Raw genomic sequence first — 12,821 nt, forward strand, 5'->3', positions numbered from 1 at the left:
GGAGCGAGCCGGCTGAAAATCGTTGGCCAAGGTTTTAAGAAAATGGGTGTCTGAGCACGGCGACGCTAGCGCCGTGCGAGTTACATTTTCGCCTTGGACGGCGACTTTTCAGACGGGCTTTCGAGTGGAATCGGGCGAGCGCTTTTTGGTTACTTTTTATCGCGATAAAAAGTAACTCGCCTGCAGGGCGAAACAGCCGAACGCCAGTTCAAAGACAATATGAGTCTTTGCTAAGCAATCTTACCGCAAAAGATAAATTGAAAGGTAAACCAAAGCCGCCCACCGGGCAAAACCAATCTTACTCAGCGTCCGCTAGACCTAAATAATACTGCTCAAACAGCACTTTTTGCAGCGCCTGTTCCATCGCTTCGTTGATTGGGAAATTCATCCCGCCCAGTTCGTAGTCGATTTGGCGGATTTGTTCTTTGCCGTTGCGGATCATCGGTGGTGGGTCGGATTCCAGCGCGATTAAGCTGTCCTGATAGGCTTGCGGATAATCGGCTTTGATATTTTTGCAGACACTGAGCTGCACTTCGCCTTCGCGGCCATTATAGCCGGCGGCGCCGAACAGACGGCAGATGCCAGGGCGTTTCATGTAGACACTGCACTGGCCTTGTTTGCCGTCTTCCGAATGGCGGCTGTAGAAGAAACAACCGGGTTTGTCGTGTGCAGCTAAGGCGTCGAGCGTGCTTTCCGCTTTGCCTTCTTTGATCAGTTCAAATGCCAGCGGCAGCATTTCCAGCACTGTGGCTTCAATGCCCGGATGCAAACAACATTCACCACAACCGCTGCGGCAAAATAGCCCGCGGTCGCGCTGATATTGCGCATAACGCTGGCCAATGTCGCTGAATACCAGCTCAACCTGATCGGATAATTGTTGTAAACGTTGCATAGCGGCACCTCAGAATGGGCGCGTATTGTACTGAGCGGCAGCCCAGCGCGGCAAGCGCTGTCTGCAGCTACCAGCGTTTATCAGCTCTGAATATCTGCCAGTGGCCGCGGTTTGGCGATGCCGTAGCCTTGCGCGTAATTGACGCCCATCCGTTTCAGTTCCAGCATAATGTCCTGATTTTCAACAAATTCGGCGATGGTCTGGATACCCATGGCGGTCGCTACATCGTGTATCGAATTAACGATGGCGCGGTCGTATTTATCTTCCAGCAAGTCGCGGACGAAATTGCCGTCAATTTTGACAAAATCGACCGGGAAGTTTTTCAGATAGCCATAAGACGAGAAACCGCTACCGAAATCGTCCAGCGAAAAATGGCAGCCTAATCCTCTGAAATGATGAATAAATTCCAGTGTATTCTGCAGGTTCAGAATGGCCATACTTTCAGTGATCTCAAAACAGATATGTCGCGCCGGGATCTGATATTCATCCAGCAAGCCCTGCACATAAGCTTTAAACAGCGGGTCGACCAGAGACGCGCCGGACAGGTTGATGCTGGCAAGGCCAAGCGTGGTCAGATGCTGGGGATGTTGCGCCAGCCAGCGGAAATAATTACGCAGTACCCAACGGTCAATCTGCGGCATCAGACCATAACGTTCGGCTGAACTTAAGAAGTTACCCGGTGCGATAATGGTTTCGTCTTCACCGACCAGCCGTAGCAGCAGTTCATAGTGCGCCACGCTATCGCGCTGCTGAATGGCCTGGATAGGCTGCATATACAGTACAAATTTATCGTGTTCCAGGGCATGACGCAGCACCTGCAGCCATTGCACTTCGGACTGATGTTTTTGTAATTCCTGATCGTCGGCATTAAACAGATGGATACGATTGCGGCCTTTTTCTTTGGCAACAAAACAGGCGGAATCGGCTTTTTTCAGCGTTTGTTCGGCGGATAAATCATCCAGCGTGATCTCGGTCAGGCCAATACTGACACTGATACTGAACAGGCTGTCCTGCCAGAAAAAGCGGAATTCTTTCACCACATCCAGCAATGAATAGGCAATGCTGAACGCTTCCTGCGCGGTTTTACCTGGCAATAATACACCGAATTCGTCACCGCCAATCCGCGCCAGCGAGCCGGTCTGACCGAGCGCGCGTTTCAGTTGATCGCTGATTTGCTTCAACAATGCATCGCCGGCCGCATGGTCGCAGGTGGTGTTAACCAGCTTAAACTGGTCGATATCGATAAACAGCACTGCACTGGTTTGTTGTTCCAGTTGGCGGCGTTGCCAGGCTTGTTGCGCCAGCACCAGGAAATGGTGGCGGTTATACAAGCCGGTCAGCGGGTCATGTGAGGCCAGATACGCCAGCTGTTCATGCGCAACTTTTTGTTCGGTGATATCGACCAGCGAGCCGTGGATAAAGGCTTCACCTTGTGCGTTGCGGCTAAGCCGCGCCGACATCAGCGCCCAGAAGGGTGCACCGTCGGCGCGCAGGCCACGCAATTCAAAACTCTGATTACTGATATGTTGCAGCTGACGCACCATCTGCAGCCGGTCGTCCGGGTTGGCGTAATAACGACCCATGCCGTGTTTTTGCACGTCGACTTCCATCTGACTCAGTTCCTGATAACCGAGAATATTCAGCAGGGCACGGTTGGCAGACAATAAATGGCCGTCCAGCGTCGTGCTGAACAGGCCTTCCACGGCGTTGTGATAGATGTCGTAATATTGCTGCAGGGAGCGGATGGTCTGCTGATGGGCTTCGGCACTCTGAATGCTGGCACTTTGCAGCCGTTGCGCCAGGCTATAGCTCATCAGCAGCATGCTGCAAATCACCGATAACACCAACAGCCATTGCCACAGGTGCAAGTGATCGAGATAGCCAAATTCAGTCAGTAACAACACCGCACTGGCGACAAAAAACAACAGCCAGCCGATAGCAAAAGTGCGCGCCAGCGGCAGTCCGCTGAAACCATATCGCACCGCCTGCAACAAATTGGTCAGCATCACCTGACAGACCACAATCAGCAATAAATCCAGCTGGATACTGCGCGGCGCATACAAAGGCGTGAACAACAGTGCTGCGCTGGAAGCCAGATTCAACCATAACAACCAGCGTTGCTGGTTTTGCACTATGGCGTTGGTGAGCAGGGTTAAAAACAGCATGCAGGCGCCGCCGGCGACATAAAACACTGACGGGTTCAGCTCTGGATATTCCGGCCAGACCATGGCAAAACCAGCACCGTTTAAAATAGACACCATCAGGCTGAAACTGAAAAAGAAGCCGGAGAAATGGCAATACAGCGGTTCGCGCACGTTCAGATACAACATGGCGTTGTACAGCGCCATCACTAGTAAAATACCGAGGATCAGGCCATCAGAAATTTGCCGCTGCAGCAGCTGTAAGCCAAATTCTTCTGCGCTGAACAGCTGCAGGTTGGATGGGATCACTGCGCCATCCTGCACTTTGACCAATAAATCCAGTTCCTGATCAGCTTTAAAATTCAGGGTTACGGCGAAACTGCGTGCCTGCAGCATCCGTTCGCTAAAAGGGAACTCAGTGCCGGAGCGGTTGATTAGGCTTAGTTCGTGGCTTTGTCGGTCATACAGATAAAACTCGACCCGGTCGGCATTGATGGATTCGTAATTCAGCACCACAGTGCCTGGCTGCTGGCCGCTGTAATGCAGGCGGGCCAAAAACCAGACCGCCTCCGGATAACTGCGCAGCGCCTGATTTGGCTGATCCAGCGGCACAAAAGCATGCAGACGCGCTGGTTCAAACACGATGTCTTCGACGCCAACGTTGGGGTCGACCTGTTGATAATATAAGTTCGGGAACAGACTTTGCTGTTTCAGCGCAGGGTCAATGCGAATAGTTTCGGCATGGAAGGCCAGAGCAGCCGGACTAAACCAGCCTGACAACAGCAGCCAGCAAAACAAAAAAAAGCGCTGTCTCATGTTTTTCTTCCCGATCTGGACTTAAGTGAATGAATTCTAAACAAGATCTTGCGCAAGTAGCGCATGGAGTTCCGACAGTAGCATATCTGCCTGCGCACTGTCAGTATCAATCCAGCAGGCCTCAGTATAGTGTTCCAGATGCAGATAAAACGGCTGGTCGCAGAAACTGAACCGGATCAACAGTAAGTCCATACTGATCTCGGTTTGCAGTCGGCACAGCGGTGCAAATTGCTGTAGCCATTGTTGCAACAGTGGCGCGTCGCTGACCGGGTCCAGCGGCTGGCAAAACACCAGTTGCAATTGTGGTGCAGGCTCAGCAGAAGCGTTGATCTGTTGCAGACGGAGCATAGGCGGCAGTCCTGTTGCTGAAGATATAAAAGCCGATTTTAGCAATTTTCTTGTGTAATCAGGACCTTTTGCTTTACTCAAACCAGTTATCACAATCAGGAGCGGCGTATGCGAACATTGATGTTATTGATCCTGCTAGCTTTTTCGGTATCGGTATCGGCAGGATCAGCCGATATCAGCCGCGGTCAGAGCAAAGCGGCAATGTGCACGGCTTGTCATGGCGCCAACGGCATTTCAGTACTGCCGGATTACCCGAATCTGGCCGGACAAAAAGCCGGTTACCTGGAGCAGGCATTAAAAGCCTACCGCGACGGGCAACGCCAACACCAGATTATGGCGCCGATGGCGCAGGGCCTGACGGATCAGGAAATCACCGATGTCGCGGCGTTTTATGCATCGCAGCAACAAGCCCCTACCGCAGCGGCAGCGACTGTTGCCTCACAATAGTCAGCCGGATTAACGACCGTCTTCAAACCGCAGCGATGCGTTCAGATTTTCATAGGTTCCATCGGTGTACAGCACCAGCACTGACGCTGAATATTCTACAAAGGAATAAGCGGTGAAGGCGCAGCTGGCAGTGGTTTTACTTTTACACACTGAAGGTGATTGCCAAATGTACTGGCTCACCGCTTTGGTGGTGTTTTCTACTTTAAACGATGCTGGCGCTGTACGTTTGCCCCAAATCATCGTGTCGCAGTAGCCAATTTGGCTATCGCCCCCGACTGTGCAGCGCAAATCTGCGGCAAAGGCGGAGGAACTCAGTAAAAGTGCGGATAACATCAGTAATTTTTTCATCGAGATGTCCTGTATCTTTTTGTGGCTTTTGGTTGGATGTTTCCGGCAAAGGAAACGATCCCAGCATGCAAAAAGCACAGTTGCTGGCCTAGAGCCTGCAGTGCGATATCAAAAATTTATGCAGGCTTTATCAGCTGTCCATCAGAAGCTTGGCGCAGGTTTGGTTTTCTGCCCTGACGGGCGGCGGTTTTCTGTTTTCATTATAAATTTTTTTGCATCAAGACCGCATAGAAAAGAATTCATTTTGTCTTTGAACTTGCGTTCGGCTGTTTCGCCCCTTGGGCGAGTTACTTTTTATCGCGATAAAAAGTAACCAAAAAGCGCTTGCCCGATTTCGCTCGAAAGCCCGGCTGAAAATTTGCCGTCCAAGGCGAAAACGTCACTCGCGCGTCGCACGATTAAAACCTTGGCCAACAATTTTCAGTCGGCTCGCTCCTACGGGCAGCTGGCCTCAGTAGTTGGCTTTGCTCTTAAATTTCTTTCGTTCAAAACAAAAACAACGAAAAAGACCAATCCCCCGTTGAAGCGAGCCGATGCAAATCAGCGGTTTGAGGTCTTAAGCTGGGGAGTGTTTGAGTGCGGCGACGGTAGCGCCGCGCGAGTTGCCCCAGCGCCTCAAATTGTTGATTTTCATCGGTCTTTCGAGCGTAACCGGGGTCGGTTTTTCTTTGGTTACTTTCTTTTGCTGAAACAAAAGAAAGTGACTCACCGTCAGGTGAAATCTTTGCTAGACGGTCTAACCGTGAAGGTAAAAACGAAAAATAAGCCAAGTGCCGCCCGCAGGGCAAAAGCCAGCGCCAGCATACAACCTATTGGTCCAAATACTCGCTAATCAAATCGAGGAATTCATCGCCGTAGCGGGTGAGTTTGGTCTGGCCGACGCCGCTGATGGCGAGGAAGTCGCTGCGGCTGGTGGGCATTTGCTGGGCCATTTCTATTAAGGAGGCGTCGCTGAACACAACAAAAGGCGCGACGTCGCTGCGTTCGGCGATTTGTTTGCGTAAGGCTCTGAGTTTACTGAATAAGATCCGGTCGTAATCTTGTTTTTGCTGCACTTTGCCGGCTTTGGGTGATGTCGGTGCATTTAAGCGTGGAATCGCCAGCTGCAGGCTGGTTTCGCCTTTGAGCACAGGTCTTGCCGCCGGCAATAATTGCAATACGGAGTGGCGCGTGATGTCCTGTTGCAATAAACCGTAATGGATGAGCTGACGCAGCACCGACAGCCAATAATCATGGCTTTTGTCTTTGCCGATGCCGTAGGTGGATAGTTTGTCGTGGCCAAGTTCGGTGATCTTCTGGCCCTGACTGCCTCGCAGCACGTCGATAACATGGTGCATGCCAAAACTCTGGCCAACGCGCCAGACGCAAGACAGCGCTTTTTGCGCCAGTTCAGTGCCGTCAAAACGCTGCGGCGGATCGAGACAAATATCGCAGTTGCCACAGGCTTGCTGACTGGCTTCGCCAAAATAATTCAGCAGCACCTGACGCCGGCAAGTCTGGGCTTCGGCAAAAGCGGCCATCGCATTAAACCGTTGCAGAGTGACTTCAATCCGGCTTTGGTTTTCGTCGGTTTCAATCCATTTGCGTGTGCGCGCCGTGTCAGCCGGGTCAAATAACATGATGGCTTCAGCGGCGACGCCATCGCGGCCGGCGCGGCCGGTTTCCTGATAATAAGCTTCGATGGTGCGTGGCAAATCAAAATGCACGACAAACCGGATATTGGGTTTATTGACGCCCATGCCAAAGGCAACAGTGGCGACAATCAGCTGCAACTGGTCGCGTTTGAACTGGTCCTGCACCAACGCGCGCTGTTCGTTACTAAGGCCGGCATGATAAGCACCAACGGCAAAACCTTTGCCTTTAAGCTGCTCGGCTAACTCGTCGACTTTTTTCCGTGACGAACAATAAACAATACCGCTTTGATTTTCCTGACTTTTCAGCAATGTGACCAGCTGCTCCAGCGGGCGGAATTTTTCCAGCACTGTGTAGCGGATATTGGGGCGGTCAAAACTGCTGATGCTGATAAACGGCTGATACAAGCCGAGTTGCTGGCGGATATCCTGCTGTGTGGCCGGATCGGCGGTCGCGGTCAGCGCCAATAACGGCACTTGCGGGAATTGTTGTTTCAGCCGAGATAGCGCTATGTAATCCGGGCGGAAATCGTGACCCCATTGCGATACACAATGCGCTTCGTCGATGGCAAACAGGCTGACACCAACATCGCCAAGGCGCTGCAGAAACTGCTCTTGCAGCAGGCGTTCGGGCGCCACGTACAGTAATTTGATCTGGCCGTCACGCAGGCGGCGGAATACATCTAATACCTGGTCGCGCGTCAGGCTGCTGTTGACGAAATCAGCGGCGATGCCCATCGCCTGCAGGCCGTCGACCTGATCTTTCATCAGCGACATCAGCGGCGACACGACTACCGTGAGCCCCGGCAATAACAGCGCCGGTAGCTGATAACACATCGATTTGCCACCGCCAGTCGGCATCAGCACAAAGCTATCGCGGCCGGCCAACACCTGCTCAATGATCTCGACCTGACCAAAACGAAATTCGCTGTAACCGAAGGTTTGTTTCAGTGTCTGGTGCAAGAGGTCAGGGGTGGAGAGAGCTGGCTGCAAAGCGGCGGTCACGTTGTTACTGAGAGAGGCCGCTATTCTACTGTGTTCAGCGGGAGAGGCAAAGCGGTTCCTGCCCCGTCGGACAGGAACTGTGTAGCGCAGCGATTCAGTTGGCGCTGCGTGACGCCACCGAATCCCGCTCAATCAGTTGGGATAAAAACAGGTGGGTGCGGTGCGCTGGTTCTGCCGTTGAGTTGCTCGACAGCTCGATAGCAAGGCGGGCAGCGTAGCTGGCCATTTCTTCGACCGGATAATGCATAGTGGTGAGCTGTGGCCGGCAAGCGCGTGCGACAATCAAGTCGTCAAAGCCGACCACAGACACATCTTCCGGCACGCGCAGGCCGGCGGCAAACAGCGCATGGATCGCGCCGACCGCCATCAAATCGTTGTAAGCGAGCAGCGCGGTGAACCTTACTTTGCGCGCGAGCAACGCTTCGACCGCCTGCATGCCACCTTCGATGTTGGCGGTCGATTCTTCAATCGCTTCATCTTTTAATGGAATTTGTGCACCGGCCAGCGTCTGACGGATGCCCTGCAGGCGCGCGCCAGGGTCACGGTTTTGATAAATACTGGTGATCACGGCGAAGTCGCGGTGGTTCTTGTCCAGCAGCATCTGGGTGGCATGGGCAGCGCCAGCAATGTTATCGAGCCAGACACAACGATGGGCGATAGCCGGAATATAGCGGTTGATCAGCACCAGGCCGGGGATTTCTTCGGCGAGTTTAATCAGAGTTTTTTCGTCGGAATATTCACTGTGTAGCACGATGGCCTGGCAGTTGTGGTCGCGCAGCGAATTGATCGCATCGAGTTCCGACTGCGTTTCATACATCGAGTTTGCCATCAGCAGTTTGTAGCTTTGTTCGCGGGCGGTTTTCTCTACGCCGGCAGCCAGAGTGCCGAAAAAGGTCATTGCCAGTTTTGGTGTGACCAGACCAATGGTACTTTTGGTTTTACTGACTAAGGCCTGCGCATTACTGTTTGGCCGATAGCCCAGCTCTTTAATGACTTTTTGTACCCGGGCGCGGCAGGCGTCACCGACCTTGTGGTTGCCATTGATGACGCGCGATACGGTCGCAATCGACACGCCGGCGACGCGGGCGACGTCCTTGATATTGGCCATCAGGGGTGTTCCTCCAAAAACTGCAGCCGCTGATACCGCCAGAGGGCAGCCAGAGCTAAAAGACTACAAAGCACAGTGCCGCCACTGAGTAAGGCGCGCATCTGGTCCAGCACGCCGGCGGCTTGCGCGGCACCGGCTGCTGCGGCGAAGCCAAGACCATTTAAAGCAAGGCCGGACAATAACATAGACAGCGCCGCACTGACACTGACCACCCAGTGGTGCAGCGCAGAAATGGCACCATACTGCGTTCCTTGTGACGGGGCGGTACTGGCCGGCTCCGTCTGCGCCAGCAGGGGAGGGATCAACATCGCCATACCGGTCCAGGCCGCGCTGCAAAGGATAGCATCGAGCAACAGCCAATAAGTCGGATCACCCTGATACAACCACCATTTCGCCGCACCACCGAGTGTATTCAGCACAAAAACCCACAGCAAAGTGCGTACCGCGCCAAAGCGGGCACTGCTCCAGGCCAGCACCGGAACAAATGCCAATCCAGCCAGGGCATAGCCACTGGATAGCAGTGCTTTCCACCAGGAACCGGCGACTAAATCGGCCTGGTTCATCGCATAAACCAACAGGTAATAATCCATCGTCGCGACAAAAGCGCAGCCGCACAGCTGCAGCAGGCATAACAACAGTAGCCAGCGTAACGCCGGTCTGCGACGTAGCAGGTCCAGGCTGGTCTGTGCGACCGGCGGCGGCTTGGCGTGAACGGTGTCAGGAGTCGCGCGGCTGCTTTCGTGGCCAATGCTTTCACGGCTACACAGTGCCAGCCATAGGCCGGGTAGGGCGATAAGCACGGTGCCAATCAGTGCGCCGACCCAGCGCACGCCTTGCTGAAAACTACTGAACAGCGCCAGCTGCGACAACGGCACCAGCCATTGATAGCCCAAAGACCCCAGCTTTTGCACGGCGCTGGCTAGACCAAACACCGCTGTGCGTTGCCGTGGCTCTGGTGTCTGTTCAAACACCAGGCTTGATAAAGGCACGGCCAGCAGCGGTAATGCCAGAAAGAACAATAACGATAGCCCGGCGAAATAACCCAGTTGCCACAGTGGCGGCCAGTCAGCCGGTACTTGCCACATCAGCACAAAACTCAGGCTTAAGCCTAATACACCTGCCAGTAAAAACGGCCGGCGCCGGCCAAAGCGGCTTTGGCAGCGGTCTGAAGCGCGGCCGACATAACCGCTGATGCTGCTACCCAGCAGCATAGGTACTGCGATGGCGAGACTGAGCCAGACCGGGTCCAGCGCCAGCGTCATTTGATAAAACGGCACCGCCAGCACCAGCACACTTTGGTTGGCAAAAAACAATGCCAAAAAGCCAGCGGCTAACAGGTAGCGCTGGACTTTGGATGCGGCGGCAGCGTTTGTCGGCAAATTGGCTCCAAAGTGGTTGAATGTTTATCGTTATGCGATATCACGTTACGCGGTAACCGTTACGCGGTAACCGATGGGTTTCGCTTTGCTCAACCCACCCTACGGTCATCCTGCGAATTGCACCACGGCGGTTTTACCGCATTAAACTCACTTCGGCAATTTCTAACGCATTATTGCCATCGCTCGGTGCTAGTAGCTGCCACTGGGTACCCTGTAGCTGCGACAAATCACCGAGGCTCTGGCCCTGATGCGAAAGCTGTGCTGGCATAAAAGTCGGGTACGCCTGTGTCAGCAGGGTTGGCTTGGCTTGCAGGGCAGACAGCGGCACCAGTTGATAACGCCATTCACTGCTGGCTTCAAGGTCAATACCAAAAGCCAGACCATCTTTGTTCAGCAGCGCGAAACGTACCGGCAACTTATCTTTAACAGCCCGCATTTTGATGGCGACCTTCGTGTAACCGGATAAATCACGTGGCGTGAGCCCCATCACCGCATGGGTTTCGGTGCGCAGCAAAGGCAAAGGTGGTTGTTGCCAATCCGGCGTTTTTGCTGGCCGCAGCCGAAGTGTCAGGCCTTGCTGACGTTCACCGGCCAGCCATTGCTGGGTCACCTGCGCGTCTTTTGGATAGAGCAGGGTGGTCTGGTCGACCCGCGCATCAAACAACGGCACTGCCGCACCTGGTTGCTGCAGCAAAGTAGTGAAACTATGAGCGCTGCTCTGCGGGAAATCCCAGTCCGACGGCAGCGCAGCAACCGGGCCCGGGAAACTCAACGCTGTAGCGCCGACGGTCGCAACCAGCTGATACTGCAGCATGCCGCTATTAGCCGGCAGCTTCAGCTTAGTGCAATAACGGCTCAAATCTTCCGCTTGCAGCGCTTGTTGTTGCACCTGGCCTTCCCCGCTGAGCCGGTAAAACAGGCTGACTTTGATGCTGCTAAAATTGCCTGTCAGCTGTGTTGCTGATAGCTGGCCACACACCGGCAGCAGCTGGTCAATCGGCCATTGCCGCAGCGGCTGATGCACTAACAGCGGCTGTTGGGCAGCGATTTCCGGTAACAGGAAAGGCCGGGCCTGCGTTTTGGCTTTGGCCAGCAAGGTGGTGTTTTTCGCCACGACATAACGGCCCGGTTGCACTGACACAGTGCCGTTTTGTGCCTGAGCCTGCTGGCCATCGGCGCGCTGTAATACAAAACTTTGCCCCAAGTCGGCCAGCTTCAGCCGGATATCGCGCTGACTAACCGACAGCCGTACCGCTTCGCGTTTTAAGCTGGAATTCTGGTGCGGGTCGTCAAGCTGAGTCGCATCCGGATAGACTTCCAGCTGCCACAGACCGTCTTGTTGTTTATCGAGAAAATAAGCGCCACTGCCCTGATACTGCACCAGCGGAGAGCTGCCGACGCCAGCGATATGGCTCAGTGTTGCCGCATCCACCGGCACGACGTTCGTGCTGTTGCTGTGATAATAGCGACTGCCGTTATTCAGCAGCGCGAGGCCTGTTGCCGGGTCTAACGTGGTATTCAGTGCTGCGCCACCAAACTGATTCGACGCCGGATAGACACCGGTATCCGCGCCGCGCGGCAGGTTGCGAAACACTTCTCCGGCGATCAAAAAGCTGATCGCTTTGGCCGGCGTGTACAACAAATTTAGATAATGCGTGTTGTACTCGGCGTTGCTGGCGGCCAAAGCGGCCGGGTCGTAGGCAAACTGGGTTGCCCACTGAAAACCCGCGCGGCGGAAGCTGCGCGCCATTGCCGGATAGAGCACCGGTGCCGTCACATCGGCCGCATCAAATTCGTAAATCATCCGCGCTTTACCGGCGCAGGCTGCCACATTTTCAAATGGATTGTGATACTGCGCCACAGAGCCCAGCACGTTGCTTTGCAGGCTGCTGAATTTCAACAGGCCAGTCGGGTACCATTGGAACGACACGCCGTCGATATTGCTTTCACACAGTGCTTTGGCAAATTCCGGCCAGTTGCCTTGTTCACTGCTGTTGTAAAACAGCGGTTTAGTCACACCGGCGTCGCGCATCACTTTAATCAGGCCGTTGACGTAACCGGTAACTGCACCGGCGTCCGCGTGTTTCGGCTCGTTAAATAGCTCAAAAGCCAGGATATTCGGATCTTTGGCGTACGGCACACCATCGAGATTTTTGTGTGCCATCAGCTGGGCTAAATAGCGCTTTTGTGCGCTGATTGCATCAGCTTTTTCGTTCATCTGATTTTTGCTGTACAGCACCGAAAAGCCGGGTTCGATCGGGTCCGGCGCCGGATAGCCGCTGCCCCACCAGCCAATCGGCGTCACCACGGCTTTGATGTTGTACCGCTTCAGTTCTGAGAGCAGAAAATCAAATAGCTTGAGATGTTCGTTGTTCAGCAGATTGCCGTCGCGATCACTGATCAGGCGGTCCCACAAATGGATGCGGTACGCCGTCACGCCTAAACGCGCCAGGTGGGCCACATCCATCCGGATCGCGTCCTGATGCGACAAGCCCATGGCTTTGACCGAGCGATAACCAAAGGCAAACGGCAGGCTGTAGTTAGCGCCAAACAGCGCCACTTCTTCTGCCTTACCATCAGCCCCGGTCTGATACCAGACGCCGTCTTTGACATAGGATCCGCTGGCCGCTACCGGCAGCACCGTTGCCCCCAGCAGGCTTACCGTCAGGGTGGTTGTGATCGCGGTTTTTAATCTGCTTTGCATCA

The 12,821-nt window shown here is 54.1% G+C and carries 10 protein-coding genes; 2 read left to right on the plus strand and 8 right to left on the minus strand.

All coding sequences use genetic code 11. From position 1 onward, the window contains the following. Positions 1 to 298 precede the first annotated feature (298 nt). The 3 genes from ACFFJP_RS00695 to ACFFJP_RS00705 form a co-directional block, all read right to left on the minus strand. Positions 299 to 892 carry a YkgJ family cysteine cluster protein gene (locus ACFFJP_RS00695; protein WP_377239386.1) on the minus strand — a complete coding sequence of 198 codons (594 nt, stop codon included), beginning with the start codon at positions 890 to 892 and terminating at the stop codon, positions 299 to 301. Positions 893 to 972: 80 nt separating this feature from the next. After that, positions 973 to 3,849: an EAL domain-containing protein gene (locus ACFFJP_RS00700; RefSeq protein WP_377239387.1), complete on the minus strand. Its 2,877-nt coding sequence runs from the start codon at positions 3,847 to 3,849 to the stop codon at positions 973 to 975. Between the two features lie 36 nt (positions 3,850 to 3,885). Continuing rightward, positions 3,886 to 4,197, minus strand: coding sequence for a DUF3630 family protein (locus tag ACFFJP_RS00705; RefSeq protein ID WP_377239388.1), 312 nt, complete (start codon positions 4,195 to 4,197; stop codon positions 3,886 to 3,888). A 108-nt stretch (positions 4,198 to 4,305) separates the two neighbouring features. On the opposite strand from ACFFJP_RS00705, the gene ACFFJP_RS00710 reads away from it, so the two are divergent. Next, positions 4,306 to 4,644 (plus strand): c-type cytochrome, encoded by a 339-nt coding sequence (locus ACFFJP_RS00710; RefSeq protein ID WP_377239389.1) that lies wholly within the window; start codon positions 4,306 to 4,308, stop codon positions 4,642 to 4,644. A gap of 9 nt (positions 4,645 to 4,653) precedes the next feature. On the opposite strand, the gene ACFFJP_RS00715 is transcribed toward ACFFJP_RS00710, so the two are convergent. Then, on the minus strand, positions 4,654 to 4,992 hold the full coding sequence (locus tag ACFFJP_RS00715; RefSeq protein WP_377239390.1) for a hypothetical protein: 339 nt from the start codon (positions 4,990 to 4,992) through the stop codon (positions 4,654 to 4,656). A 406-nt stretch (positions 4,993 to 5,398) separates the two neighbouring features. On the opposite strand from ACFFJP_RS00715, the gene ACFFJP_RS00720 reads away from it, so the two are divergent. Beyond that, positions 5,399 to 5,824 (plus strand): hypothetical protein, encoded by a 426-nt coding sequence (locus ACFFJP_RS00720; RefSeq protein WP_377239391.1) that lies wholly within the window; start codon positions 5,399 to 5,401, stop codon positions 5,822 to 5,824. On the opposite strand, the gene recQ is transcribed toward ACFFJP_RS00720, so the two are convergent. The 4 genes from recQ to ACFFJP_RS00740 form a co-directional block, all read right to left on the minus strand. After that, positions 5,802 to 7,586: a DNA helicase RecQ gene (recQ, locus tag ACFFJP_RS00725; protein WP_377239392.1), complete on the minus strand. Its 1,785-nt coding sequence runs from the start codon at positions 7,584 to 7,586 to the stop codon at positions 5,802 to 5,804. The genes ACFFJP_RS00720 and recQ overlap by 23 nt on opposite strands. Positions 7,587 to 7,722: 136 nt before the next feature. After that, on the minus strand, positions 7,723 to 8,736 hold the full coding sequence (locus tag ACFFJP_RS00730) for a LacI family DNA-binding transcriptional regulator (RefSeq protein ID WP_377239393.1): 1,014 nt from the start codon (positions 8,734 to 8,736) through the stop codon (positions 7,723 to 7,725). Continuing rightward, the gene (locus tag ACFFJP_RS00735; protein WP_377239394.1) at positions 8,736 to 10,115 is read right to left on the minus strand and encodes an MFS transporter; all 1,380 of its coding nucleotides are present in this window, start codon (positions 10,113 to 10,115) and stop codon (positions 8,736 to 8,738) included. Before ACFFJP_RS00735 ends, ACFFJP_RS00730 begins: the two co-directional genes overlap by 1 nt. A gap of 133 nt (positions 10,116 to 10,248) precedes the next feature. Beyond that, positions 10,249 to 12,819 (minus strand): glycoside hydrolase 5 family protein, encoded by a 2,571-nt coding sequence (locus ACFFJP_RS00740; protein WP_377239395.1) that lies wholly within the window; start codon positions 12,817 to 12,819, stop codon positions 10,249 to 10,251. Positions 12,820 to 12,821 lie beyond the last annotated feature (2 nt).

It is taken from the genome of Rheinheimera tilapiae (assembly GCF_042432165.1).
Taxonomy (GTDB): domain Bacteria; phylum Pseudomonadota; class Gammaproteobacteria; order Enterobacterales; family Alteromonadaceae; genus Pararheinheimera; species Pararheinheimera tilapiae.